At 70.0% G+C, this 24,267-nt stretch carries 23 protein-coding genes; 4 read left to right on the top strand and 19 right to left on the bottom strand.

Going from position 1 to position 24,267, the window contains the following annotated elements:
* The 13 genes from IPJ17_00910 to IPJ17_00850 all read right to left on the bottom strand — a co-directional run bounded on the left by IPJ17_00910 (window position 1) and on the right by IPJ17_00850 (window position 13,151).
* Window positions 1–567 (bottom strand): HD domain-containing protein, encoded by a 567-nt coding sequence (locus IPJ17_00910; protein ID QQR74193.1) that lies wholly within the window; start codon window positions 565–567, stop codon window positions 1–3.
* Window positions 568–602: 35 nt separating this feature from the next.
* On the bottom strand, window positions 603–908 hold the full coding sequence (locus IPJ17_00905) for a cytochrome C oxidase subunit IV family protein (GenBank protein QQR74192.1): 306 nt from the start codon (window positions 906–908) through the stop codon (window positions 603–605).
* Window positions 909–930: 22 nt separating this feature from the next.
* Window positions 931–1,500, bottom strand: coding sequence for a cytochrome c oxidase subunit 3 family protein (locus IPJ17_00900; protein ID QQR76050.1), 570 nt, complete (start codon window positions 1,498–1,500; stop codon window positions 931–933).
* Window positions 1,501–1,603: 103 nt separating this feature from the next.
* Window positions 1,604–3,289, bottom strand: coding sequence for a cytochrome c oxidase subunit I (gene ctaD / locus IPJ17_00895; protein QQR74191.1), 1,686 nt, complete (start codon window positions 3,287–3,289; stop codon window positions 1,604–1,606).
* Window positions 3,286–4,281 (bottom strand): cytochrome c oxidase subunit II, encoded by a 996-nt coding sequence (coxB, locus tag IPJ17_00890; protein QQR74190.1) that lies wholly within the window; start codon window positions 4,279–4,281, stop codon window positions 3,286–3,288. The genes ctaD and coxB overlap by 4 nt, the downstream gene beginning before the upstream one ends.
* 2 nt (window positions 4,282–4,283) lie before the next feature.
* Window positions 4,284–5,141 (bottom strand): SCO family protein, encoded by an 858-nt coding sequence (locus IPJ17_00885; protein QQR74189.1) that lies wholly within the window; start codon window positions 5,139–5,141, stop codon window positions 4,284–4,286.
* A complete protein-coding gene (locus IPJ17_00880) occupies window positions 5,138–5,590 on the bottom strand; it encodes a hypothetical protein (protein QQR74188.1) in 453 nt (150 codons plus the stop codon). Before IPJ17_00880 ends, IPJ17_00885 begins: the two co-directional genes overlap by 4 nt.
* On the bottom strand, window positions 5,583–6,782 hold the full coding sequence (locus IPJ17_00875; GenBank protein ID QQR74187.1) for a hypothetical protein: 1,200 nt from the start codon (window positions 6,780–6,782) through the stop codon (window positions 5,583–5,585). Before IPJ17_00875 ends, IPJ17_00880 begins: the two co-directional genes overlap by 8 nt.
* A gap of 16 nt (window positions 6,783–6,798) precedes the next feature.
* Window positions 6,799–7,323 carry a cytochrome c gene (locus IPJ17_00870; GenBank protein QQR76049.1) on the bottom strand — a complete coding sequence of 175 codons (525 nt, stop codon included), beginning with the start codon at window positions 7,321–7,323 and terminating at the stop codon, window positions 6,799–6,801.
* A 103-nt stretch (window positions 7,324–7,426) separates the two neighbouring features.
* Window positions 7,427–7,981, bottom strand: a complete 555-nt coding sequence (locus IPJ17_00865; protein ID QQR74186.1) for a DUF3341 domain-containing protein — start codon at window positions 7,979–7,981, stop codon at window positions 7,427–7,429.
* Entirely contained in the window at window positions 7,978–9,366 is a 1,389-nt protein-coding gene (gene nrfD, locus IPJ17_00860) for a polysulfide reductase NrfD (GenBank protein QQR74185.1), read from the bottom strand. Before nrfD ends, IPJ17_00865 begins: the two co-directional genes overlap by 4 nt.
* Before the next feature lies 1 nt (window position 9,367).
* The gene (locus tag IPJ17_00855; GenBank protein ID QQR74184.1) at window positions 9,368–12,451 is read right to left on the bottom strand and encodes a TAT-variant-translocated molybdopterin oxidoreductase; all 3,084 of its coding nucleotides are present in this window, start codon (window positions 12,449–12,451) and stop codon (window positions 9,368–9,370) included.
* Window positions 12,452–12,500: 49 nt separating this feature from the next.
* The gene (locus IPJ17_00850; protein QQR74183.1) at window positions 12,501–13,151 is read right to left on the bottom strand and encodes a cytochrome c3 family protein; all 651 of its coding nucleotides are present in this window, start codon (window positions 13,149–13,151) and stop codon (window positions 12,501–12,503) included.
* Window positions 13,152–13,357: 206 nt separating this feature from the next.
* Between IPJ17_00850 and cyoE the strand changes: the two genes are divergently transcribed.
* From cyoE to IPJ17_00835, 3 genes are read left to right on the top strand one after another with little or no spacing between them, the layout of a single operon-like run.
* Window positions 13,358–14,251 carry a protoheme IX farnesyltransferase gene (gene cyoE, locus IPJ17_00845; GenBank protein QQR74182.1) on the top strand — a complete coding sequence of 298 codons (894 nt, stop codon included), beginning with the start codon at window positions 13,358–13,360 and terminating at the stop codon, window positions 14,249–14,251.
* A complete protein-coding gene (locus IPJ17_00840) occupies window positions 14,248–14,895 on the top strand; it encodes an SCO family protein (protein ID QQR74181.1) in 648 nt (215 codons plus the stop codon). Before cyoE ends, IPJ17_00840 begins: the two co-directional genes overlap by 4 nt.
* Complete coding sequence (locus tag IPJ17_00835) at window positions 14,892–15,311, top strand: DUF420 domain-containing protein (protein QQR74180.1); 420 nt, start codon at window positions 14,892–14,894, stop codon at window positions 15,309–15,311. Before IPJ17_00840 ends, IPJ17_00835 begins: the two co-directional genes overlap by 4 nt.
* A gap of 6 nt (window positions 15,312–15,317) precedes the next feature.
* Here IPJ17_00835 and IPJ17_00830 read toward each other — a convergent pair whose 3' ends face one another.
* From IPJ17_00830 to IPJ17_00820, 3 genes are all read right to left on the bottom strand, one after another.
* Window positions 15,318–15,704, bottom strand: coding sequence for a type II toxin-antitoxin system VapC family toxin (locus IPJ17_00830; GenBank protein QQR74179.1), 387 nt, complete (start codon window positions 15,702–15,704; stop codon window positions 15,318–15,320).
* The gene (locus tag IPJ17_00825) at window positions 15,691–15,954 is read right to left on the bottom strand and encodes an AbrB/MazE/SpoVT family DNA-binding domain-containing protein (protein ID QQR74178.1); all 264 of its coding nucleotides are present in this window, start codon (window positions 15,952–15,954) and stop codon (window positions 15,691–15,693) included. The genes IPJ17_00830 and IPJ17_00825 overlap by 14 nt, the downstream gene beginning before the upstream one ends.
* 159 nt (window positions 15,955–16,113) lie before the next feature.
* Window positions 16,114–16,911 (bottom strand): alpha/beta fold hydrolase, encoded by a 798-nt coding sequence (locus IPJ17_00820; protein ID QQR74177.1) that lies wholly within the window; start codon window positions 16,909–16,911, stop codon window positions 16,114–16,116.
* Between the two features lie 280 nt (window positions 16,912–17,191).
* On the opposite strand from IPJ17_00820, the gene IPJ17_00815 reads away from it, so the two are divergent.
* Window positions 17,192–19,429 (top strand): carboxypeptidase regulatory-like domain-containing protein, encoded by a 2,238-nt coding sequence (locus IPJ17_00815; GenBank protein ID QQR74176.1) that lies wholly within the window; start codon window positions 17,192–17,194, stop codon window positions 19,427–19,429.
* Window positions 19,430–19,490: 61 nt separating this feature from the next.
* Here the strand turns inward: IPJ17_00815 and IPJ17_00810 are convergent, their stop codons facing one another.
* The 3 genes from IPJ17_00810 to IPJ17_00800 form a co-directional block, all read right to left on the bottom strand.
* A complete protein-coding gene (locus tag IPJ17_00810) occupies window positions 19,491–19,931 on the bottom strand; it encodes a type II toxin-antitoxin system HicB family antitoxin (GenBank protein ID QQR74175.1) in 441 nt (146 codons plus the stop codon).
* A gap of 301 nt (window positions 19,932–20,232) precedes the next feature.
* Entirely contained in the window at window positions 20,233–21,201 is a 969-nt protein-coding gene (locus IPJ17_00805; GenBank protein ID QQR74174.1) for an HD domain-containing protein, read from the bottom strand.
* On the bottom strand, window positions 21,198–23,930 hold the full coding sequence (locus IPJ17_00800; protein ID QQR74173.1) for a PAS domain S-box protein: 2,733 nt from the start codon (window positions 23,928–23,930) through the stop codon (window positions 21,198–21,200). Before IPJ17_00800 ends, IPJ17_00805 begins: the two co-directional genes overlap by 4 nt.
* Window positions 23,931–24,267: the final 337 nt, after the last annotated feature.

Below are 24,267 nucleotides of genomic sequence, written 5' to 3'. Positions count from 1 at the left end.
TCAGGTGCGGTCGAGCGCGGCGCGCCGGGCCCGCAGCTCGGTGACGAGCTCGCCGAAGAGCGGGAACTCGTTCGTGTCGGGGAAGTTGCCGGCGTGGTTCCAGAACTCGGCGAGCCCGGCACAGCCCCACCTTTCGTAGACCAGCACCTTCACCATGAGCTGCAGCTTGTCGCAGGCGCGGACGAATCGCGCCTCCGGCGAGCTCGCGGCGAGGTACTCCTCGAAGCGGGAGATGGCGCGCGCGCCGGCCGGAGCGGCGAGCTCGGCGAAGGCCGCCCGCTCCGCGGTGTGCTTGGCGCCGTCCGGGAGGTAGCGGGCGGCGTTGCGGGGCAGATCGCCGGTGCGGACCTCGGCGAGGTCGTGGAGGAGAGCGATCTCCACGGCGCGAGCGCCGTCGAGGCCGGAGTCGAGCGGGGCGAGGGCCCAGACCGCCAGGGCAACCTGGTAGGAGTGCTCGGCGACGCTCTCCGGATCGGGCACGCCGCGCAAGGCGTAGCCGGCGCGGTCGACGCGATCGAGCGCCTGCGCCTCGAGCAGCAGGTCGAGAAGGGTGTCGTTGGGGCCCATGGCAGGCACGGCGCCCCCGCGCCGGCGCAGCGATCCTACAGCCAGGACGATCCGGCCCCCATCCAGCCGCGCGTGAAGTAGTCGGCGAGGGTGAAGGCGAGCAGGATCATCAGCCAGAGCAGCGAGCTGCCGACGACGATCGGGATCAACCGTCCGCTGTAGCGGACGTGCATGAAGTAGAGGATCACCAGCGTCGCCTTGAAACCGGCGATGCCGAGCGCCACGACATTGTTGAGCACGCCGAGGTCGAAGAAGGCGACGGCGACGGTGATGGCGGTCAGCACCATGAGGGCGCCGAAGACCGAGAAGTAGACGCGGAGAGGGACGACGTGGTTCGACATGGCGTTCGCGCTCCTCGCCGGGTCAGTGCCGACCGATCAGGTAGAGCAGCGGGAAGAGGAAGATCCAGATGATGTCGACGAAGTGCCAGTAGAGCCCGAAGTTCTCCACCGGGTTGTAGTACTCCGGGCTGAACCGGCCGCGGTAAGAGTCGACGAAGATCCAGACGAGCAGGCCGAGCCCGACGATCATGTGCAGGGCGTGCATGCCGGTCATCGCGAAATAGAGGGAAAAGAACATCTGCACCTGGTCGCCCAGCGGTCCCTCGAAGTGGAAGTGCGGGCCCGGGATCAGGTGATGGTGCCACTTGGCGGTGTACTCGACCGCCTTGATGCCGAGGAAGACGATGCCGAGGATGCCGGTGGCAGCGAGGAAGCCGAGCAGCTGCCGGCGCTTGCCGAGTTGCGCGGCGCGCACGCCGAGCGCCATGGTCAGCGAGCTGCCGATGAGGACGCCCGTGTTGATCAGCCCGAGGGTGATGTCGAGCTCGTGACTGCCGGCGACGAAGGCCTCGGGCCGGGCCGAGCGGTAGACGATGTAGGCCGCGAAGAGGCCGCCGAAGAACATCACCTCGTTGACCAGGAACAGCCACATCCCGAGGGTGGACGACTCGCGCTGCTGCTCGAGCGAGTCGAAATGGTGCGCGAGGGCGGCGTGGTGGTTGCGGGACACCGTCGTGGCTCTCCTGCGGTCGAGGTCAGTAGGCGGCCGGCGTGCTGCCGGTTCCACCGTCGTCGGGCGTGTCGGGCACGATGTCGACGATCGGCGCCTGGCCGCGGTAGGCGTAGTCGTACGCCTCGTGCGTGACGATCGGCGTGACGAGGAAGTTCTCGGTCGGCGGCGGCGAGGGGATCTCCCACTCGAGGCCGATGGCGCCCCACGGGTTCGCTCCGGCGCGCTTGCCGGACTTGAGCGACCAGAGGAGGTAGACCAGCGGCAGTCCGTAGCCGAGGCCGAGTACTGTCGCTCCCGCCGACGAGAGGACGTTGAGCACCTGGAACTCCTCGGGGTAGGCGTGGTAGCGGCGTGGCATCCCCATGTAGCCGAGGAGGAACTGCGGGAAGAAGGTCAGGTTGAAGCCGACGAAGACCAAGCCGGCCGAGAGCTTGCCCCAGAACTCGGGGTAGAGGCGGCCGGTCATCTTCGGCCACCAGTAGTGGATCGCCCCGAGGTAGGCCATGATCGTGCCGCCCACCATCACGTAGTGGAAGTGCGCGACGACGAAGTAGGTGTCGTGCACGTGAACGTCGAGGCCCAGCGTGCCGAGGAAGACGCCCGTCAGGCCGCCGATGGCAAAGAGGCCCATGAAGCCGATGGCGTACATCATCGGCGTCTCCCAGGAGACCGAGCCCTGGTAGAGCGTGGCGGTCCAGTTGAACACCTTCACCGCCGACGGGATGGCCACCAGCATCGTCAGCACCGAGAAGACCGTTCCGGCATAGACCGACTGGCTGGAGACGAACATGTGATGGCCCCAGACCAGGAAGCCGAGCACCGCGATGCCGAGCGAGGCGAAGGCGACGAAGCTGTAGCCGAAGATCCGCTTGCGGGCGAAGGCGGCGATGAGCTCGGAGATCACCGCCATCGCCGGCAGGATCATGATGTACACCGCCGGGTGCGAGTAGAACCAGAACAGGTGCTGGAAGAGCACCGGGTCGCCGCCCTTGGCCGGATCGAAGATGCCGAGCTGGAAGAGTCGCTCGAGGGCGAGCAGGGCGACCGTGATCGCCAGGACGGGAGTCGCCAGCACCTGGATGAGGCTGGTGGCGTAGTGGCTCCAGACGAACAGCGGCAGGCGGAACCAGGTCATCCCGGGGGCCCGCATGCGGTGGATGGTGACGATGAAGTTGAGCCCGGTGAGGATGCCGGAGAAGCCGTTGATGAAGATGCCGAGGCCGGTGGCGACGACGTAGCTGTTCGAGTAGGCGGTGGAGAACGGGGTGTAGAACGTCCAGCCGGTGTCGACGCCGCCGTGGGCGAGGGCGTAGAGGGAGAAGATCCCCCCGACCATGTAGATGTACCAGCTCGCCAGGTTGAGGCGCGGGAAGGCCAGATCCTTGGCGCCGATCATGATCGGGATCAAGAAGTTCCCGAAGATCGCCGGAATCGCCGGGATCAGGAAGAAGAAGACCATCATGACCCCGTGCATGGTGAACACCCGGTTGTAGGTGTCGGGCTGGAAGAGATCGCCCTGCGGGGTCAGCAGCTCGAGGCGGATGCCGGCGGCGAAGAGACCGCCGATGGCGAAGAAGAAGGTCACCGAGAGCAGGTAGAGCAAGGCGATGCGCTTGTGGTCCCGCGTGAGGAGCCACGAGAGCAGGCCGTGCTCGGCGTTGAGGTAGTTGATCGCCGGCGTCTTCGCGGCGGTGTCGGCGGCGGTCATCGCGCGGCCCCCTTCCCGGCGGCGGTGGGAGCTCCGGCGGCGGGCGGCTCCGGCGCGCTCGGCGGCACCTTCTGGGTCTTCAGGTAGCTGATCAACTGCAGCAGGCCCTCTTCGCTGAGCTGGCCCTGGTAGGTCGGCATCACCGGCTGATAGCCGTAGACCACCTTGGCCATCGGGTTGAGGATCGATTCGCGCAGGTAGTTCTCGTCGGCGATCAGCGTGCTGCCGTTGGCCAGGCGCACTTGCGAGCCGAAGACGCCGACGAGGACGGGCCCGCGGCCGGTCGCGTCGGCCTTGTGGCAGGTCGAGCAGGCGAGCTGGGTGAAGAGCTGCTCGCCCGCGGCCGCCATCGACACGCCCGTCGCCCCGCCGGCGAGCCAGGCCTGGTACTCCTCGCGGTCCATCACCACCACCTGGCCGATCATCTTCGAGTGCTCGGCGCCGCAGTACTCGGCACAGAAGAGGTGATAGGTGCCCTTCTCCGTCGCCTTGAACCAGAGCGTGGTGTAGCGGCCGGGGAGGACGTCGGCCTTCACCCGGAACGCCGGGACGAAGAAGCTGTGGATGACGTCCTCGGAGGTCATCGTCAGCTTGATCGGCACGCCGATCGGCACGTGCAGCTGGTTGATCTCGCGCTGGCCGGTGGGATGCTGGATCTTCCACATCCACTGCTTGCCGGTGACGAAGTACTCGACGGCGTCGGCCGGCGGCCGGAACATGCCGAAGTAGAGCTTCGCCCCCCAGAAGAAGGTGCCGAGCACGATGAGCAGCGGGATCACCGACCAGGTGACCTCGAGCAGCAGCGAGGAGTCGAAGCGGCTGCCCACCTCGCGCGGGGCGCGACGGCGGTAGCGCACCGCGAAGACGAGGATGAGGGCGGCGATGAGCAGCGAGAAGAAGACGCTGATCCCGACCAGCCAGAGGTAGAGCGAGTCGACCTGTCCGGCGAGCGAGGAGGCCTGCTCCGGGAGGAGGTGGATCTTCGGCTGCATTGCTAGGCGAGACCTCCTGCGGCCGCGCGGCGGGCGCGCACGTCACGGCGCAGGAGCGCACCGATGACGCAGGCGAGTGCCACGACCGTCAACGCCGCCGCGATGCGCAGCGTGAGCATCGACACGGCGGAGTACTTGCCGAGATTGGCGTCATAGTGGAAGCAGAGCAGCAGGAGCTGCTCGGCGAAGCCCCCGATCTTGCCGTCGCCCGCCTCGACCACGGCGAGGCGCAGATCCTTCGGCGCGTACTCGATGCCGTAGAGGTAGCGGGCGAGGCGCCCGTCGGGGGTCAGCACCAGGACACCGCTCGCGTGGGCGAACTGCCCGGTCTTCTCGTCGACGGCGTAGCGGAAACCGGCCGCTGCGGTGAGCGCCCGGATGCTCTCCTGTCCCCCGACGAGGAAATGCCAGCCGGCGGCGGTCTCCGGGCGGCCGTAGCGGGCGAGGATCTCGGCCTTCTTGGCCGCCGCGCTCGCCGGCGTGTCCTTCGGGTCGAAGCTCACCAGGACGACGTCGAACTCCTGCCCGGGCGCGAAGCGCAGGGGCTTGAGCGCCGATGCGAGGGCGTTCTGGATCATCGTGCAGAGCATCGGGCACGAGTGGTAGATGAAGGCCAGGACGACGGGCCGCTTGCCGAAGAGCTCGCCGAGCGCGAGCTCGCGGCCGCTCTCGTCGCGGAAACGCAGCTCGAGTGGCACCCGCTCGCCGAGCCGCTGGTCGAAGCCGACCTCGGAGAGGGGGCCGGTCGGTGCCTCCTGGGCCGGCCGCTCGCTGCGGAGCAGGTCGGGGGGAAGCGCCGCCGCGGGCGTCGAGGCGAGGGCGACGAGCGCGGCGAGCGCGCTGGCGAGGCGAGAGGTCATCGGCTCGCCGCCGCTCCCGGGGCGGCAGCCGGCGACACCGGCGACGGCTGCGGCAGTCCGCGCTGAGCCACCAGATCGATGGCGCGGTCGATGGGAATGCGGGCGATCCCGGCCGGGCGGTCGACCCAGCCGTAGCTGCCGAGAAGAGCCTTCTGTTCGAGCCGCAGCGCCGCGAGCTCGCGTTCCGGAGCCGGTTGCAGGCGCGGCTCGGGCGGCAGTTGGCGCACCGACGCCTCGGGGATCGGCGAAGCCGCCGGGTCGGCGCGGTGCTCGGCCTGGCTCAGGCCGCGATAGAGCAGGATCATGCCGACGAACGAGACGGCGGACACGGCGATCGTCCAGAGGCCCGCCTTGAGGATCGGGCGAATCTGCAGCTCGCCGTCGAAGCCCGAGTGGCCCTCTCCGTGCGCATCGTTCGGCGCGTGGCCGGGATCGTGCCGCTCAGCCATGGCCGAGGACCTCCTGGATGTCCGGATCCCCCACCGGCAGCAGCGGTCGCCTGCCGAGCTCGCGGAAGAAGGCGGCGAGCCAGAGGCCGCCGACGGCGAGCGGCGCGGCGAGATCGAGCCAGTGGAAGGCAAGGTGGTGCGGGCTGAAGGTCGGCGCCGCCTGCCAGTGGAGATCGAGCCAGCGCATGACGAAGAGCAGCGTCGCCACGGCGGCGAGGGCGCCCTTGCGCCGCTTGAGACTGCGCGACAGCAGGAGCATGAAGGGGAACGCGAAGTGGAACAGGATGAGGCCGAGCGCCAGCACCTGCCAGCCTCCGTGCATCCGGTGGTCGAACCAGGCGACCTCTTCCGGGATGTTGGCCTGCCACATGATGATGAACTGCGAGATCGACAGGTAGGTCCAGAACATCACGAAGGCCAGCAGAAGCTTGCCGTAGTCGTGGAAGTGCTTGGCGGCGAAGACGCCGGCGAGCGGCGCCTGGCCGGCCAGCAGCCAGGCCACGACGATGGCGAAGCAGAGCGCCGACAGGCCCTGGCCGGTGAAGAAGATCGGTCCGTAGAGGCTCGAGTACCAGTGCGGGTCGAGCGACATCAGGAAGTCGATCGACGCGAAGGTCCCGAGCAGGACGAAGAGCACCAGACCGAGACCGCTCGCCTTCTTCAGCGTCGCGTGGGCGGCCGGCTCGCGCGTCTCGTCCTGGCGGCGCGAAGCGCGCGAGAGGACGAAAGCGAGGCCACCGAGCACGGCGAGGTAGAGGGCCGTGCGGACGAGGAAGAACGGGACGTTGAGATAGGCGGCCTTGTGGCGCAAGAGCTCGTCGGCAGCGACGGCCTCCGGGCGCGCCCACAGGTAGACCGCCGGCAGGCCGGCCGCGAGCGGCACGGCGAAGAGGGCGAGCAACGGGAAGGTGCGGGTGGCGGCCTCGAGCACGCGGCGGATCATCAGGCCCCACTGGCCGCCCGAGAGGTGGTTGATCATCGCGAGCGCCAGACAGCCGGCGGCGACGCCCAGCCAGAGCAGCCAGCCCACCAGATAGGAGCGGAAGAACTGCTCCCGCTGCAGGAAGGCTCCGGCCAGGCAGGCGGCGCTACCGACGACGCCGACGGCGAGGCTGCGAGTCTGCCAGCGGCGCACGTCGGCCGGTGGCGCCCAGGCGGCCGGGTCGAGAGAGAGAGGGGCGGATCGTTCCATGGCGTCTCGTCGGGCCTCAGGGTTGCGCCGGCAGGGCGGAGAGCGCGGCGCGGTCCTCGGCCGGCAGCTCGGCGACGGGGCTGTACTGGGAAGCCTGGAGCGCTCGCACGTAGGCGGCGATCGCCCAGCGGTCGGCCGGCGGGATCTGGCTGGCGTAGCTCGACATCGCGCCGAAGCCGTTGGTCATCACGTCGACGAAGTAGCCCACCGGCAGCTGGCGCAGGCGGTCGATGTGATACGAGGGCGGCTGCTTGAAGCCGCGCCGCACCACCATGCCGCGCCCCGAGCCGCTGGCGTCGTGGCACGGCGAGCAGAAGATGTCGTAGCGCTCGCGCCCGCGCAGCAGCAGCTCGCGCGAGAGCGGCGTCTCGCGCGGCAGCGCGGTGGCGAACTGCCCGTCGGGCCACTTGCCGGTGTAGAAGACGACGTCGGCGCGCAGGTTGCCGCGCGAGACGACGTGGGCCGGCAGCGGGCGGGCGCCCGAGCCGTCGGCGAAGAAGCTGCTCTCGCGCAACGGCTTGAGGCGCGGCTGGTCGTGCATGTCCTGGCGGCAGCCCGCGCCGGCGAGCGCCGCCCCGGCGAGCAGGGCGCAGGCAAGGGAGCGGACGGCCCTCGGGCCTCGCAGGCTTCGCGGCAGGCTTGGATTACTGCGCAACTTCCGTCACCTCCGTGGCCGCGAGCGAGAGCAACAGCTCCCGGGTCCGGGCGCGGTCGAACAGCGGGTCCTCGGCCTCGATGCAGAGGAAGTAGCGGTCGCGCGAGGCGAGCGCGAAGCGCGGCGCGTTGAAGACCGGATGATGCGGTTGCGGCAGGCGGTTGAGCGCCATCATGCCGAACACCGCGGCGAACGCGGCGCAGAGCACCGTGGTCTCGAAGGTCACCGGAATGAACGCCGGCCAGCTCCAGTACGGCTTGCCGCCGATGTTCAGCGGGTAGGCGGTGGTGGACACCCAGAACTGCAAGCCGATGCCCCCGAACATCCCGACGAGGCCGCCGCCGAGCACCAGCAGCGGGACTTTCGAGTGGTGGTGGCCGAGCGCCTCCGACAGCTCCTCGATGGGAAACGGCGTGTAGGCGTCGATCTTCACGAAGCCGGCGGAGTGGACACGGTGGGCCGCGTCGATCAGCCGCTGCGGCGAGTCGAACTCGGCGAGGAGTCCGTGCAGCCCGTCGGTTTGCGGCTCGGCGTGAGCGCTCATTTCTGGGCCTCCTTGACCTTGGCCTCGGGCACCAGCGTCCGCATCTCGAAGATCGAGATCATCGGCAGGAAGCGGATGAACAGGAAGATCAGGGCGAGGAAGAGCCCGATCGTGCCGACGAACGTCGCCCAGTCCCAGCGGGTCGGCGAGTAGAAGCCCCACGAGGCCGGCAGGAAGTCGCGGTGCAGGCTGGTGACGATGATGACGAAGCGCTCGAGCCACATGCCGACGTTGACCACCATGGCGATGAGCCACAGCCAGAGCTCGGAGGTGCGGAAGCGCCGCGACCAGAGGAGCTGGGGGATCAGGCCGTTGCAGAGGATCAGCATGAACCAGATCCAGCCGTACGGGCCGGTGATCCGGTTCTTCACCATGAACGCCTCGTAGAGATTGCCGCTGTACCAGGCGGTGAAGATCTCGACCATGTAGCCGTAGAAGACCACCAGGCCGGTCAACAGCATCACCTTGCCCATGTTCTGCAGGTGGCGCAGGGTGATGAAGTCCTCGAGGTGGAAGAGGCGGCGCAGCGGAATCGACAGCGTCAGCACCATCGCGAAGCCGGCGAAGACCGCACCGGCGACGAAGTAGGGAGGGAAGATCGTCGCGTGCCAGCCCGGCAGCTGGCCGACGGCGAAGTCGAAGCTGACGATGGTGTGCACCGAGAGCACCAGCGGCGTCGAGAGGCCGGCGAGCAGCAGGTAGGCCGACTCGTAGTTGTGCCAGTGGGCGGCCGAGCCGCGCCATCCCATCGACAGTACGCCGTAGACGAAGCGCTGCACGCCGTGGGTGGCGCGGTCGCGCAGGGTCGCCAGGTCGGGGATGAGGCCGACGAACCAGAAGAGCAGCGACACCGTGGCGTAGGTCGAGACCGCGAAGACGTCCCAGATCAGCGGGCTGCGGAAGTTCGGCCAGACGTTCATGGTGTTGGGGTACGGGAACAGCCAGTAGACCGCGAGCCACGGCCGTCCGGTGTGGAAGAGCGGGTACATCGCCGCGCAGGCCACCGCGAAGAGCGTCATCGCCTCGGCGAAACGGTTGATCGAGGTGCGCCAGCTCTGCCGCAGCAGCAGCAGGATCGCCGAGATCAGCGTGCCGGCGTGACCGATGCCGATCCACCAGACGAAGTTGATGATGTCGAAGCCCCAGCCGATCGGCTGCGTGTTGCCCCAGATGCCGATGCCGGTGAAGACCAGCTTGGTCAGCGCCCCGAACAGGGTGAGCACGCCGACGAGGGCCACCCCGAAGGCGGCCCAGAACCAGATCGGCATCCGGCCGAAGACGATGCCGCTGATCCGCTCGGTGACGCTCCCGGCGCTGTGCCCCGGGGCGATGATCGGCGACTGGGCGGGCGCCGCGAGGGGCGGTCGCGTGGACTCGACGCTCATGTCAGGCGCTCTCCAGCTCGGGGTTGGGGTTGCGGACGCGGGCGAGGTAGGTGGTACGTGGCCGGGTCCCGAGCTCGGTCAGGATGCCGTAGTTGCGCGGGTCGGCCTTGTGACGTGCGACCTCGGACGCCTGGTCGTTGACGTTGCCGAAGCTGATCGCCTGGCTCGGGCAGGACTGCTGGCAGGCGGTGACGATCTCGCCGTCGCGGATCGACCGCCCCTCGCGCTCGGCGTCGATGCGGACGTGGTTGATCCGCTGCACGCAGTAGGTGCACTTCTCCATCACGCCGCGGCTGCGCACGGTCACGTCAGGGTTGCGCTGCAGAGCGAGCGACGGCGTCTCCCAGTCCTGGTAGAGCAGGAAGTTGAAGCGCCGCACCTTGTAGGGGCAGTTGTTCGAGCAGTAGCGGGTGCCGACGCAGCGGTTGTAGACCATGTCGTTGAGGCCTTCGTCGCTGTGCGTCGTCGCGGCGACCGGGCAGACCACCTCGCAGGGCGCCTGCTCGCACTGCATGCAGGTGACCGGCTGGTGGACGATTCCCTCGGGCTCGTCGATGCCACCCTTGAAGTAGCGGTCGATGCGGATCCAGTGCATCTCGCGGCCGATCCGGACCTGTTCGCGGCCGACCACCGGGATGTTGTTCTCGGCCTGGCAGGCGACGACGCAGGCGTTGCAGCCGGTGCAGGCCGAGAGGTCGATGGTCAGGCCCCAGGCGTAGCCGTCGTAGCGGAACGCCTTGTTGAAGGAGAGGTTCGGGTCGACTTCGCCCTCGTGCTCCTGGGCGAAGTGCGGGTTGGCGAGGAACTCGGCGAGCGTCGCCTCGCGCACCAGATGGCGCTTTTCGGCCTCTTCGCCTTCGAGCCGGGTGTACTCGATGTTGTGGTGGCCCTGGGTGGTGGCGAGCTCCTGGCGATCGCCGGTGCGCTGCACCGACACGCCGGCCGTTCCCCAGCGAGTTGCCGCGGTCTGGGCCGCGTAGGCGTCGAAGCCGACGCCGTCGGCGACGCGACCGATCGCCTTGCGACCGTAGCCGAAGTGGGTGGTCAGCACCTCGTCGGCCTGGCCGGGCAGGATCCATGCCGGGCCGCGCAGCACGCGGCCGCCGGGCGCTGCGACCTCGAGCACGTCCTGGCTGGCGACGCCGAGCTGCTCGGCGGTGCGCGGCGAGACGAAGAAGACGTTGTCCCAGACGAGCTTGGTGATCGGTCGCGGCAGCTCCTGGAGCCAGCCGTTGTTGGCGAAACGGCCGTCGAACACGTTCGGGTCGGCGCGCAACGCCAGCTCGAAACCGCTTCCCGGCGCCGCGGTGGTCGAGAGCGCCGAGATCGCCGCGGCGAGGGCCGCCGGCGCGACCGCCGCCGCCCTGGCCGGGGCCGCGGTGCCCGGGACGACGCCGTCGTGAAGGGCCTTGCGGAAGGTCTCCTCCGAGCCGGCAAGCTGCGCGCGCCAGTGGTCGTGAATCAGGTCGTAGGCGCTCAGGTCGGCGCGTCCGGCAAGGGCGGCGACGACTTCGATCTCGGTCTTGCCGCCGTAGAGCGGCTCGATGAGCGGCTGGATCAGCGTGGCCGTCCCGTCGAGCGCGCGCGCGTCGGCCCAGCCTTCGAGGAAGTGGGTCGCCGGCACGTGCCAGTGGCAATGGGCCGCCGTCTCGTCGGCGTAGAGGCCATGGTGGATGCGCAGGCGCGCCTTGTCGATGGCGTGGGCGACGCCGAGGTCGGCGGGCGCGTCGTAGACCGGGTTGGTGCCGAGGATCACCAGGGTGTCGACCTGGCCGCTCTCGAGGTCCGCCACCAGCCGGGTGAGCGAGTCGAGGTAGTCGGTGCCGTGTGCCTCGACCGGCTCGCTGACGAGAAGCGTCGAGCCGAAGCTCGCCAGCCGCTCGTTGATCGCCAGGGCGAGAACGTGCGCGTCGGCGGGCATCGTCTCGCCGACGGCGACGAGCGCTCGCCCGCGGTGAGCCGCGAGGTCCTTGGCCACCGCCGCGGCGAAACGCGCCGCCTCGGCGGAGAGCGGGGGCGCGGCGGCGCCGGGCACGCCGAGCGCGGCGGCCACGGCGAGCAGCAGGCCGGGCATCGCGGTCGGCCGCAGGGCGAGTCGATGATCGGCCGACGAGCCGGTCGGCGTTGGCGAGCTCTCGACGACGTAGAGACGGTTCATCGCCCCGTCGGCGACGACCTTGCGGCGCGTCGCGAAGTCGCGGGCGTGGCGCACGCACCAGGGGCCGGTGGCGAGCAGGTCGCTCTCGACGGCGAGAACGACGTCGGCCCGCTCGAGGTCGAAGCGAAGGCTTGCCGGGCTGCCGAAGGCGAGCGCTGCGCCCCGTCCCGAGGCCTCGCGGCCGAGCGGCTCCCACTGGTGCCAGCGCGCCTGGGGCAGCTCGGCGAGGAGGGCCTGGATCTGCGCCGCGAGCGAGGGCGAGGTCACCGCGCCCGTGAGGATGCGCAGGCCGCCGCCGCCGAGTGCGCGCTGGGCGAGGACGACCCCGGTCATCTCCTTGAGCAACTCGCCCCAGGTGGTGATGCGGCCGAGGCGGGTGATCGTCTGCGAGCGGTCCGGGTCGTAGAGGCCGAGGATCGCCGCCTGGGTCACCGCGTCGCTCGCCCCGAGGCTCGCCGGGTGCTCGGGATTCCCTTCGAGCTTGGTCGGGCGACCGGTGTGGCTCTCGGCGAGCAGGCCGGTGGCGAAGCCGGCGAGCGGCATGGCGGTGGCGAAATGCAGCGGCCGACCCGGGACGACCTCCTCCGGCTGGCGCACGTAGGGGACGATCTTCTCGAGCGGCTGCCGCGTGCAGGCGGTCAGTCCGGCGAGGCCGAGCGAAGCCGCGGCGAGCTGCAGGAAGTTGCGACGCGACACGCCGGCGGGCCATTCGGCGGCGAAGCGCGGGAACTCGCGGTGCAGCATCTCGTCGAACTCGGGGGTCCCGGCAACCTCCTCGAGGCTGCGCCAGTAGGCCTGCCCGCGGGCGCCGGCGAGACGCTCGCGGACCGCAGCGAGGTCGAGCGCGACGCCGGCAGCGGCCGGACGGGAGGCCTCGGCGTGACAGCTGCCGCCGGTGGCGGACGGGTGGACTGCCGGATCGCTCATCTCTCGCGGACCCCTTGCTCGAATGCCTTGCTCGAATGCACCGGGCGTCCTACCGGTGACAGGTCGAGCAGCTCATCTTGCTCTTGACGTTGTACTTCGCGGCGAGCTCGCGCTGCAGCTCGGGCAGGTTCTCGGGCGCGACCCAGCCCATCGCCGTCATCGCTTCGCGGGGCCGCAGGTTCTTCACCGGATCGCGGTGGCAGGAGAGGCACCACTCCATGGTCAGCGGGCTTGCCTGCCACATGAGCGGCATCTTGTCGACGCGCCCGTGGCAGGTCTCGCAGCCGACGCCCTTGGCGACGTGAATCGAATGGTTGAAGTAGACGAACTCGGGCAGGTCGTGAACGCGCGTCCACTCGAGCGGCCGGTTGGTGCGGAGGCTCGCGCGCACCGGCTCGAGCATCGGCGCCTGGGCCCAGATCTGCGAATGGCAGTTCATGCAGGTCGCGGTGGGCGGAATGCCGGCCGACGAGGAGCGCTCGACGGCGGTGTGGCAATAGCGGCAGTCGATGCCGATCTGCCCAACATGATGGTCGTGGCTGAACGGCACCGGCTGCTTGAGGATGACCTCCTGCCGCGTCACCCACGGGCTGCGCGGCAAGGTCAGGATCACCCAGCCGGCGACACCCACGAGGCCGACGACGCCGACGAGCGTGGCGCGTGCGATCGCGTTGCTGCTGCGACGGAACAGTTGCGACATGGAGACCCCTTCCTGCGGCGACGGCGAAAGATACCGGAGTGAGAGCGAAGATAGCAAGGCGAGAAATCGGCCTGGAGCGCTCTTGAATCGTCCGCCGAGCGAGATGGACTCGCTCCTCCGCGAGACAGGCGCGAAACTCGCGCTAGACTGCGATTTCACGGGCTTTCGCGAGCTGCGGAAGATCCGTTCGAGAGGAAGAGATCTCGATGTCCAGAGAAGCGGCCGCCGTCGCCACGTTGCGCCCCGCCGACTTCGTCGAGCTGGCCAAGCCGCGCATCACGCTGATGGTCGCGCTCACCGCCGGCGCCGGCTTCGCGCTCGGCAGCGGCGAGTCGATCGACGCGCTGCGCCTCGCGCACACGATGACCGGCACGGCGCTGCTCGCCGCCGGAGCGTCGGCGCTCAACCAGGTGCTCGAGCGGCAGAGCGACGGCCTGATGCGGCGTACCGCCGACCGGCCGCTGCCGACGGGCCGCATGCCGTCCGATCTCGCCCTGCTCTTCGGGGCGTTGCTCGCCTTCACCGGCATGTTGCAGTTGACGCTCGCGGTCAACGCGCTGACCGCGCTGCTCGGCGCCGCGACGCTCGCCGCGTACGTCTTCGTCTACACGCCGCTCAAGCGCGTGACCTCGCTCGCCACGGTGATCGGCGCGATCCCGGGTGCGACGCCGCCGATGATGGGCTGGGCCGGCGCGCGTGGCGAAGTGGAGCTCGGCGCGTGGGTGCTCTTCGCCCTGCTCTTCCTCTGGCAGTTGCCGCACTTCCTGGCGATCGCCTGGCTCTATCGGGCCGACTACGAGCGCGCCGGCATGCCGATGCTCTCGGTCGTCGATCCCGAGGGCGGACGCGTCGGGAGGCAGGCGCTGCTCTATGCCGCCGCGCTGTTGCCGGTGAGTCTCATGCCTTCGGCGCTCGGGCTCGCCGGCGGCTTCTACGCCCTCGGCGCGCTCCTGCTCGGACTCGGCTTCGTCGGGACGAGCGGGGCGTTCGCCTTCGACCGGACGCCGCTTTCCGCACGCCGGCTGCTGCTCTTCTCGGTGCTCTATCTGCCGGCCGTGCTCGTCGTGCTGATGCTCGACCGCGTCGGCGTGCCGCGATGAGTGACGGGCGCAGCGCCCTGCGCATCGCGGTGTGGGCCCTGCTCGCGCTCGCCGTGCCGGTGCTCGCGCTGCTCGCCTGGAAAGAGAGCGCGCGCCGTGCGGTTCCGCCGCCGCCGGTGCTCGGCGTGGTCCCCGACTTCGCTTTCGTCGAGCGCGACGGCGGCACGGTGCGACGCGCCGACCTGGCCGGTCGGCCGTGGGTGGCCGACTTCATTTTCACGCGCTGCGTGCTGTCGTGCCCGCGCCTGACGGCGCAGATGAAGCAGTTCCGCACCCGCCTGCCGGAGAGCGTGCGCAGCGTCTCAATCTCCGTCGACCCCGAGTTCGACACGCCGGAGGTGCTGCTCGAGTACGCCGGCCGCTATCAGATCTACGGCCGCGACTGGCTGTTCCTCACCGGCCGTCGCGACGACGTCTTGTCGCTGATCCGCGACGGCTTCAAGGTCAGCGCGTCGCTCCCCGAACCCGGTCAGATCGTCGACCCGCGCGAGCCGATCCTGCATTCGACGCGCTTCGTGCTCGTCGACGGGGCAAACCGGATCCGTGGCTACTACGACGGTTTCGACGAGGAGGCGCTCGCCAAGCTCCTCGGCGACCTCTCCCTCGTTCTCGACGAGAAGGTGCCGGCGGGAGAGCGTCGATGACGGTCGGCGATCTGCCGACGCTCAACGCGGCGCTCAACTCTGCCGCGGCGATCCTCCTCGTCGTCGGCTGGCGGTCGATTCGCGCCGGCCGTCGCGCGGCGCACCAGCGGGTCATGCTCGCCGCCTTCGCCTGCTCGATCGCCTTCCTCGTTTCCTATCTGGTGTACCACGCGCAGGTCGGCTCGGTTCGCTTTCCGGGTACGGGGGCCGTTCGCACCTTCTATCTCGGTGTGCTGCTCACCCACACCGTCCTCGCCGCAGCGGTGCCGGTGCTTGCCCTCGTCACCCTCTCCCGCGCCTTCAGGTCCCGCTTCGCCGCACACCGCGCCATCGCTCGCTGGACGCTCCCGCTCTGGCTCTACGTCTCGGTCACCGGCGTCGTCGTCTACTGGATGCTCTATCGCATGACCTGGTAGAGCCGATCAGCCCGTCACCTTGTTCGTGCCTTCGAGCCGCCCGAGACCGCGATCGAAGGTCCCGAGCGGCAAGTGCCCGGCCTTGCGCGCGATCTCGAGGATCAGGCAATCGGAGAATCCGAGAGCCGGCCGCTGCTGAAGACGAGTGAGCGCCGCGGCGCCGACGTCGGGATCCTGCAGACTCAGATTCTCGTGCTCGAGCAGTCGAGCGACGGCGTGTGCGATCTGCCGGGAGCTTCTCGAATAGACCGTCGACAGGACCCACGTCGTCTCCGCCAGGACGAGGCGCGACACCCAGGCCCCGCTCGCGACGAACGGCTCGGCGGTAGCCGCCCGATTCGGGTCGTCGCGGGTCAGCAGCCTGACGAGGAGGTTCGTGTCAACGGCGCGCATGTCGCTTGGCCACGGCGCGGCGGATAGCCTCCTTCATCTCCTGGAGGCTGTGCGGAGCGGGCGTGCCCTCGGGGAAGAGCGTCGCGTGCAGGTCCGCCGAGGAGTAGCGATGACCGCGCCGCACCACGACGAGGTCGCCCTCGGCCTCCCACTCGAGCAGTGAGCCCGGAGCGAGGCCGAGTCGCCGCCGTGCTTCCGCCGGCACCGAGACTTGTCCTTGCGAGGTCAATCGCGACAGGGCGAGCTTCATGTTCTTCGATTACCACGGTAATGTGCCCGGCGAAGAGCCTGACGTGTGTGAATGGGCCGATGCCTGGCGTCGTCGATCACGGCTCCAGGCGGTGCCGAGAGCCTCGCCTTGCCCGCGCGTTCGCGCGCGACGCCTCCTGCACTCGCGGCGAGCGGCCTCTCAGTCTGCGGGCGACGCCGCCCAGGGCGACTCGGACGACGAGGCCGCGGCGATGGCGCTCGCCAGGCCGTCGGGGTTCTCCCATGCCATCGAGTGCCCGGCGTCGGCAACCAAGGCAACCTCGACGCCGCACCGCGGAAGCCGTGCCGTGTCGTCGTCGGGCAGACTGCGCACGCCGAAGAGGACCGTGCGTCGCATGGTGAGCTGTTCGAGGGTGGAGCGCCAGGACGGCGCGCCGCCGCGAACGAGCGAGACGGCGCCGCGATGGGCCGCGAGCGGCAAGGTCACGGCGAGCGAGCCGCTCCAGACGAGGTTGCCGGCCGCCGCGGCGCTTCGCACCGTTTCGGTGTGACCGGAGCGACCGTAGTCCTCCTCGCTCTGCGCCGCGATGGCGCGGCTGAACGTTCCGCCACCGGCGTCGAGGTTCGGCTCGGAGAGGATCAGCGAGCGCACGCGGTCGTTCAACTGCGCGGCGGCGACGATGGCGATCGATCCGCCCATGCTGTGGCCGTAGAGGTCGAGCGCGCGAAGATCGAGCTGCCGCACGATCGCCGCGACGACGCCGGCGTGTGCCTCGACGCTGTAGTCGAAGGACTCCGGCTTGTCGCTGAACCCCGAGCCGAGAAGGTCGACGAGCAGCGCCCGCCGCCCGGCGAGCGCCGGGCTCCCCACCACGCGCGGATAGTCGCAGGACGACGCACAGCCGAGCCCGTGGACGAAGAGCAGCGGCGTTCCTCGTCCTGGCAAGTCCTGGACGCGGACGACGAAGCCGGACGGAGAGAGGGTGATCGGGCGCATTCGTGCCGCGATTGTTCGCCTGCGACGCGCGCGGGTCAAGCGGGACGCTCGGTCGGTGCCGTTCGTAGGAAGTGGAGAGCCGGTACCCTCCGCGGTCGGGCTCCGATAGCGTGGTGCAGCGGTCGATGGAGGACCCGCCCGGGAGGATCCGAAGGCGACCTGGGCTCAGCCCCTTGGAGGCGCGATGCGGTCAGGGGATCGAAGAAGTCGGAGCGCACGTCTTCTCATCGGTGCGCTCTGCACTCTTGGCGCGGCAGCGACACGAGCCGGAACGATCGACGTGACAGCGCCGCCGGCGACGCCGGTGAAGGTGACCTGGTGGAAGGCCGGGGGTGTCGTGGCGAGCGAGGCGCTGGTGACTGCGCCGACGTCAGTCGGCGTGCCGGTGGACGGCCCGCGACCGGTCGCGGTGAGTGTCGAGGGGGAGGGGCTCTGGTGTGGCCTCGACCTCGACCAGAACCCCGGCGGCGGGTCCTGTCGCCTGCAGGCGCTAGCCGCGCTCGACGCGCCGTGGCCCTACCCGCCGAGTCGGCCCGCCGCGGAGACGCCGATCCGGATTCGTTTCTCTTCCGAAGTGCGGCCAGGGGATGAAGGGAGCCGCTTGCGCTTCGCCCTCGCCTGCCGACAAGAGCAGGCGCGTCTGCGGTGTCCGTTGCCGGTCGGCCGGCGAGACGCGGCGATCGAGCTCCCGGGCGGGGCGCTCGTCCTCGTGCCCGCGGCGGAGGCCACCGCGGCCCGTCCGCTCGTCGTTCCGACGCTACGCCTGGTTCGTTCGGCGCAGCTTCGCGGAGCGGTGACCGGCATGGCGCGCCAGGAGGTCGGCGTGACTGTCGCGGTGACGATCCTGGATCGCGGCACTCGTCCGGTCGACCGACGCGTCGAGATCGCCGAGTCCACGGCGGATCTCGACTCGGGCGCCTTCCGACTCGGTGCACTGCCGGCCGGACCCGCGATGGTGCGCCTCGCAACCGGCTCCGGATTGTCGCGGGAGCTGCCCGTCGCGTTCACGCACGGCGAGACGATCGATCTCGGAGCGATCGAGTTGCTGCCCGAGGTCGCCCTCGCGGTGTCGGTGAATCCACCGGTCTCGCCCTCGGGCGAGCCGTGGGTAGTGTGGCTCAGCCAGGAGCGAACGGAGCTTGGAGTGACGAGGATGGCTGTGGTCGAACGCTCCACGGCCGATGCCGCGGGCAACTGGAAGAGCTCGCCGCAGCCGGCGGCGGTCTACGAGGTGGGGATCTTCGACAAACAGGGTTTCCCTTGGTGGCGGCAGCGAGAGGTTGACCTGAGAGAGCAGACGCTCGTGACGGTCGCCCTTCGCCTCGTGCCGATCCGCGGGCGCGTGGTGATCGGCGAGCGGCCGGTCGCCGCTCAGGTCCTCTTCGGCAGTCGTCCGGGAGATGCGTCCCGCGCGCTGCCGCGGGCGGATGCCTGCGCGGTGAAGGTTCTCTTCGACGCGAAGGAGCGCGAGGGATTCACGGGCTTCCTCCCGCACGCGGGCAGGTGGAGCGTCTCGGTGCGCTGGCCGCAAGAGGCGTCGCGGGACGAAGCCGAGGGGCCGCCGGCCAAGTCGGTCCCGCGGCTCGAGCCGACCTTCCTCAGCGTCGACCCGGTGGAGGTCGAGGCCTCGAGCGATCACGAGCCGCAGGAGATCGTTGTGCGGGCTCCCGACACGCGGGTCGTCGGACGCGTGGTCGATCGCTCCGGCCAGCCGACATTCGCGATGGTCCAGATCGATCGAGTGGACGAGAGAGGTGGGCGGCAACAGGTTCGCACGCGGCAAAACGGAACGTTCGAGATTCTCGGATTGCGCCCCGGCCGCATCTCCCTGTACGCCGAGGCGTGGGACGGCTCGGCGAGCCGGCGTCGCGAGCTGACGCTCGAGCCGGAGCGCGAGATCCTGAATGTCGAGCTGGTCCTCGATCCGCGCGGCGAATTCCACGGTCAGGTCTTCCAGGACGGAGCCCCGGTCCCCGGCGCGACCGTCGTGGTGCGCTGGGAAACGCCCGGTCCCGGCGGGCTCCCCGGGGCGGACCTCTGCCAGGCCACGACCGATGCGACGGGCCGATTCGAATGCGTGGTCGGCGCCCGCCGGATCGCGCTCGTGGTGTCGGCGCCCGGCCGACCGCTGGCGCTGCGATCGATCGACGTGTCGGAAGCCGGCCGTCGCGAGCAGCGGATCGATCTCTCGAGCGCCGCTGGCTCGCTTCGAGTCGCCCTCGACCCGCGACCGTGTGGGGGGCTCATGCCTCCCTGTCCGGAGTTTGTTCTTGCTGTGCCTGGAGCCGAGGTCAACCTGCTGAGGCTCGAGGGGCAGGGTGTGGTGGAAGACACCCTCGACGCGACGGGCGCAGGCGAACTCCTCGTTCGCAGCCTCGAAGCGGGCCGCTACACCGTCTGCGTGGTCGGCGAAGACGGACCCAGCTCATGCCAGGAGGTGTTGGTCAGCGCGGGCGACGCGACGCGCGTGCAGGTCCAGGAACCCCGGGACGCGGAGTCGACGCCCCGCCGTCGCTGACCTTCGGCTTGGCCGTCTTCCCTTGCGGCGGATCGCCTGGGCCGTTGCCTGTCTGTTCGACTCAGCCGGCCCGACGCGCGGTCGGTTTGGATGGTTTCCGCGGACCGATTCCGGCCGAACGCGTCCTCGTCGCGGGCCGAGCGACAGGAGACGCCGTGAGGCGTTGGCCGAGGACCTGGGAAACGGGCGAGACGATCAGCGTGTTGAGCGAGACACCCTCCTGCTGCGCGCGGGCGATCCGTTGGGCATGAAGCGAGCGCGGCACGCGCTGCACGAAGCGACCGCTGACCGCGCCGAACGGCTTGGGAGCTCGGTCGCCGAGCTCTTCGGCGACGGCGAGCCAGGAAGCCAGTGCATCGCCCCCGTTCTCCAGCGCCTCCTCGGGAGTCTCACTGTCGGATCGGCAGCCTGGCAGGTCCGGGAAGGTGATCGCGAATCCGCCCCCTTCCTCGGGGGACAAGGGCGCGATCTCGAACGGATACTCGATCGGTTGCGTCTTCATTCGGCAACTCCGTCTTCCACCAACCGGACGAGCTTCTCGACGTCGATCGGCTGGATCGGCCGGTGCGCAGGCACGCCGCGGATCGCCCCGCCTGGGTGCCGGAAGATCACGTGGCTCCCGCCCGGTTGTCGCTACGCGAGGCCGCAGGCGTCGGCGACCGTCTGCAGCTTCCGGATCCGCCCGTCTCGCGGATAGGCCTTCATCCGTGTTCGCGGCCTGGCCGCCACGGTCGCCGGCGACGGATCCTGCCGGTGTCGCGGTTCGACAAGGGGGATTGGCAGGCGCTACCTGCTGCGGCGACTCAGTCGGCGTCGTCTTCTCCAGCCCCGAGATAGACGAATCGCTCGAGCGGCCGGAGGTAGACGAAACCGCTGCCGGTGTCGCGGGCGGCGCGGAGCTGGGCGAGCTTGGAGTCGAGGTCGTCGATGAAGTGGAGGACGAAGGCCTCGAAGGTCATCGGCTCGACGGGAGAGGAGAACTCCTTCTTGCCCTGGTGCGAGAGCACGAGGTGCTCGAGCAGGAGGAGAAGGTCGGCGGGGAAGTCGGGGATCGCCGCGGCGCGCTCCTTGAGCAGGTCGCGGCCGATCACCACGTGGCCGACCAGGCGGCCGGGCAGGGTGTAGTCGTTGTCGGGCATCGGCGCGAGCTCGCGCAGCTTGCCCAGGTCGTGGAAGAGCACGCCGAGCAGGACCAGGTCGCGATCGACGTCGCGGTAGTGGCCGGTGACGGCGAGCGCCAGCTCGGCCATCGACACCGTGTGCTCGAGCAGCCCGCCGCGGTAGGCGTGGTGGATCGATTTGGCCGCCGGGTGTTCGCGCAGCTCGGCCCCGAGCGCGTCGAGCGTTTCGGCGGCGAGACGGACGAGCTCGGGGCGAACGACCTCCTCGCGGTAGATCCGCGTCAGCCGACGCCAGAGGTCGTCGATATCCTCCTTCGTCGTCGGGATGAGCCGCGCCTCGTCGAAGCCGCGCAGCCGATCCTCCTCGACCACCTTGCGGCAGTTGTCGAGCTTCATCTGTGGCGTCTCGCGATAGCTCTGCACGGTGCCGACGAAGGCGACGTAGTCGCCGGCACCGAAGCTCTGCGAAAGCGCCGGGCTGTCCGACCAGGCCTTGGCGGGGATCGCCCCGGAGGCGTCGGCGAGCGTCAGGTCGAGGTAGTCGCGTCCGTTGCGGTCCTGCCGCACTTCGCGGCGACGCACCAGGGCGAACCCCTGCACCAGGTCTCCCTCCTGCCAGGTGGCGATCGGCTCGTTGGTTCGCTTGCTCACGAGGTCTCCCTTCCGCCCTCCGCCGGCGGCTCGGCGGGGGGATCGATGCTCTCGTCGAGGACCGCGCGCACGGTTCGCACCAGAAGGCCGGTGGGGAACGGTTTCTGGAGGAAGGGCGCGCGGGCCAGGGGGCCGGCGAGCGACGGCGAGCCGAGGCGGTCGGCGTAGCCGGAGATGAAGACGACGCGCAGCGTGGGCTGTTCGGCAACCAGCGCCGTCGCGAGATCGACGCCGCCGAGACGTGGCATCACCAGATCGGTCAGCAGCAGATCGATCGTGCCGTCGTCCGTCGCGAGCTGGCGGGCCTGCTCGCCATCGGCCGCCTCGATCACCCGGTAGCCGGCGGCGCGCAACGCCGAGGCGAGAAGCTGGCGCACGGCGCGCTCGTCCTCGACGAGCAGCACGGTCTCGCGCCCCGGTGGCGGCGGCGCCTCGACGGTGCGCCGCTCGTCGGGCTCGGGAAGCGAGTCGGCGAGCGGCAGGAGAACGCGGAAGGTCGATCCTTCGCCGGGGCGGCTCGTCGCCTCGACCTGTCCGCCGCTCTGGCGGACGATGCCGTAGACCGTCGACAGCCCGAGGCCGGTCCCCTTGCCGCGCTCCTTCGTGGTGAAGAACGGTTCGAAGATGTGCTCGAGGACGTCGGCCGGCATGCCGACGCCGGTGTCGGTCACCCGCATCTCGAGATAGTGGCCGGCCTGCATCCCCGGGTGGCGCCGCGCGGCGGCGTCGTCGACGAGCAGGTTGCGGGTGGCGATCTCCAGTCGTCCACCGTCCGGCATCGCGTCCCGGGCGTTGACCGCGAGATTGAGCACCACCTGCTCGAGCTGGCCCGGGTCGCAACGCACTGCGGCCGGTGAGGCGCCCAGCGCGATTCCCAGGTCGAGATCCTCGCCCAGCACGCGCCGCAGCAGGCGTTCCATGTCGGCGAGCGCCCGGTTGAGGTCGAGGGTGCGCGGCGAGAGAACCTGGCGCCGCGACAGCGCGAGGAGCTGACGGGTGAGCTCGGCGGCGCGGCGGCCGGAGCGATGGATCTCCTCGGCCTCGCGACGCGCCGGGTCTTCGGCAGGAAAGCGGCGCAGCAGCAGCTCGCTGTAGCCGTTGATCGCCGTCAGCAGGTTGTTGAAGTCGTGGGCGACGCCGCCGGCGAGCCGCCCCACCGCCTCCATCTTCTGCGCCTGTCGCAGCTGCTCTTCGAGTTCGCGCCGCTCGGTGACGTCGTGCAGCGTGCCGCGGAACGCCACGACCTCGCCGTCGGTGTCGCGCACCGGCGTGGCGGTCTCGAGGACACGCCGCTTGCTGCCGTCGCGCGTCCGCAGCTCGACCTCGAGATCGTTGACGTAGCCGTGGGTGCGCAGATCGGCGACGAAGCGGTCGCGCTGCGCGGCGTCCCAGTAGAGATCGCGAACGTCGCTGGCGAGCAGCTCGTCGCGCCCGGCGAAGCCGAAGAGCTGCACGCCGGCCGGGTTGATGTCGAGCATCCGGCCTTCGGGGGTGCTGATGTAGATCGGGTCGCGCGACTCCTCGAAGAGCTTGCGGTAGCGCTCCTCGGAGCTGCGCAGCGCCGCCTCGGCGCGCCGCCGCTCGGTGACGTCCTCGAAGGTGGTGAAGATGCCGACCTGACGCGAGCCCAGGCGAACCGGGAAGCTGCGCAGCAGCGCGAGCAGATGCGCGCCGTCGGCGCGCCGGCGGGTGGTCTCCACCGCCACGGCTTCGCCGGCGAGGACGCGACGCGACAGCTCGCGATCCTCGGTCTCGCCGGTCGGCGGCACGACGAGCTCGCTCAGTGGCCGTCCGAGGCACTCCGACCGCGCGTAGCCGAAGAGCCGCTCGAAGGCCGGATTGACGTCCTCGACGCGCTGCTCGGCGTCGGCGATCGCCACGGCTGCCGGCGAATTCTCGAAGAGCTGGCGGAAGTAGACATGCTGCAGCGCGAGCGCCTCCTCGGCGCGATAGCGCTCGGTGACGTCGCGGATGTTGAGCACCAGGCTGCCCACCGCCGGGTGTCCCAGCAGGTTGGTACCGCGGATCTCGAGGTGACGCACGCCGCCGTCGCGATGGCGGACGCGGAACTCGACGAGGTCGTGAAACTCCGGATCGTGACGCAGTCGGTCGAGCGCGGCGCTCGCCCGCGGATGGTCGTCCGGGTGGATCAGGTCGAACGGAGAATGGCCCAGTCGTTCGCCGGGCAGGTAGCCGGCGAGCTCCTCGACCGCCGGGCTCTCGTAGGTCACCAGGCCGTCGCCGTCGAGCAGCACGATCAGGTCGGAGCTGTTCTCGATCAGCGCGCGAAAGTGCTGCTCGCGCCGCTGCAACTCCTCGTGGTCGAGGATGCGTCCGAGCGCGGCGGCGAGATGGAGCGCCACGACTTTGCCGAGGTCGATCTCCTCGGCGCTCGTCGGACGTGGCTCGACGCGATAGATCATGAACTTGCCGAGCAGGCTCTCCCGTCGCGCCAAGGGGAAGAAGGCGAGGGCCCGGACCCCTTCGCCGAGGATCGTGGCCCGCAGCTCCGGCCCGAGGTCGCTCGTCGCCACGTCGTCGACGGTGATCGGCTGGGCGTCGTGGTCTCCGCGCTGCCACGGCGAGTGTCCGTCGACGGCGGTGCGATAGCCGTCGGAGAGTCCCCGCCAGGCGACGAAATGGACGCGATCGTCCTCTCCGAAGAGCAGGATCGAGGCGCGATCGGCACCGAGCAGCGCGACCATGCCGTCGAGGGCCGCCTCCAGCACCTCCGGCCGGCTTTCGGCGCGGTTCAGTCGCTCGACCAGATCGGCGAGCCGGCGCAGGCGGCCGCTGTCGCGCGGATCGCCGAGAGCGGACGGGGCCGCAGGGGGCGCGGGTGGGTCGATCGTGGAATCGCTCAGAACGGGGGAATTCTAGCCCGCCCCTTCCTCCGGGCCGCGGTGGGTCGGGAGGGGCTCGGGCTAGACTGGCGGCTGGCACCGCGATTGCTGGCTTTTGGCTAGTTGGCGTTTGGCTAGCTGGTGATTGGCTAGCTGGTGTTCGGCTGGCTGGCGTTCGGATGGCGAGCGCCCGGCTGGCTGGCGTTTCGATCCAGGCGCTTCA

The organism is Holophagales bacterium (assembly GCA_016699405.1).
Taxonomy (GTDB): domain Bacteria; phylum Acidobacteriota; class Thermoanaerobaculia; order Multivoradales; family JAGPDF01; genus JAAYLR01.
This window is presented reverse-complemented; position numbering and strand designations above follow the sequence as displayed.

Coding starts and splice junctions, on each gene's coding strand:
- IPJ17_00910 (QQR74193.1), bottom strand. CDS start 567: ATGGGCCCCAACGACACCCTTCTCGACCTGCTGCTCGAGGCGCAGGCG.
- IPJ17_00905 (QQR74192.1), bottom strand. CDS start 908: ATGTCGAACCACGTCGTCCCTCTCCGCGTCTACTTCTCGGTCTTCGGC.
- IPJ17_00900 (QQR76050.1), bottom strand. CDS start 1,500: ATGTGGCTGTTCCTGGTCAACGAGGTGATGTTCTTCGGCGGCCTCTTC.
- ctaD (QQR74191.1), bottom strand. CDS start 3,289: ATGACCGCCGCCGACACCGCCGCGAAGACGCCGGCGATCAACTACCTC.
- coxB (QQR74190.1), bottom strand. CDS start 4,281: ATGCAGCCGAAGATCCACCTCCTCCCGGAGCAGGCCTCCTCGCTCGCC.
- IPJ17_00885 (QQR74189.1), bottom strand. CDS start 5,141: ATGACCTCTCGCCTCGCCAGCGCGCTCGCCGCGCTCGTCGCCCTCGCC.
- IPJ17_00880 (QQR74188.1), bottom strand. CDS start 5,590: ATGGCTGAGCGGCACGATCCCGGCCACGCGCCGAACGATGCGCACGGA.
- IPJ17_00875 (QQR74187.1), bottom strand. CDS start 6,782: ATGGAACGATCCGCCCCTCTCTCTCTCGACCCGGCCGCCTGGGCGCCA.
- IPJ17_00870 (QQR76049.1), bottom strand. CDS start 7,323: ATGCACGACCAGCCGCGCCTCAAGCCGTTGCGCGAGAGCAGCTTCTTC.
- IPJ17_00865 (QQR74186.1), bottom strand. CDS start 7,981: ATGAGCGCTCACGCCGAGCCGCAAACCGACGGGCTGCACGGACTCCTC.
- nrfD (QQR74185.1), bottom strand. CDS start 9,366: ATGAGCGTCGAGTCCACGCGACCGCCCCTCGCGGCGCCCGCCCAGTCG.
- IPJ17_00855 (QQR74184.1), bottom strand. CDS start 12,451: ATGAGCGATCCGGCAGTCCACCCGTCCGCCACCGGCGGCAGCTGTCAC.
- IPJ17_00850 (QQR74183.1), bottom strand. CDS start 13,151: ATGTCGCAACTGTTCCGTCGCAGCAGCAACGCGATCGCACGCGCCACG.
- cyoE (QQR74182.1), top strand. CDS start 13,358: ATGTCCAGAGAAGCGGCCGCCGTCGCCACGTTGCGCCCCGCCGACTTC.
- IPJ17_00840 (QQR74181.1), top strand. CDS start 14,248: ATGAGTGACGGGCGCAGCGCCCTGCGCATCGCGGTGTGGGCCCTGCTC.
- IPJ17_00835 (QQR74180.1), top strand. CDS start 14,892: ATGACGGTCGGCGATCTGCCGACGCTCAACGCGGCGCTCAACTCTGCC.
- IPJ17_00830 (QQR74179.1), bottom strand. CDS start 15,704: ATGCGCGCCGTTGACACGAACCTCCTCGTCAGGCTGCTGACCCGCGAC.
- IPJ17_00825 (QQR74178.1), bottom strand. CDS start 15,954: ATGAAGCTCGCCCTGTCGCGATTGACCTCGCAAGGACAAGTCTCGGTG.
- IPJ17_00820 (QQR74177.1), bottom strand. CDS start 16,911: ATGCGCCCGATCACCCTCTCTCCGTCCGGCTTCGTCGTCCGCGTCCAG.
- IPJ17_00810 (QQR74175.1), bottom strand. CDS start 19,931: ATGAAGACGCAACCGATCGAGTATCCGTTCGAGATCGCGCCCTTGTCC.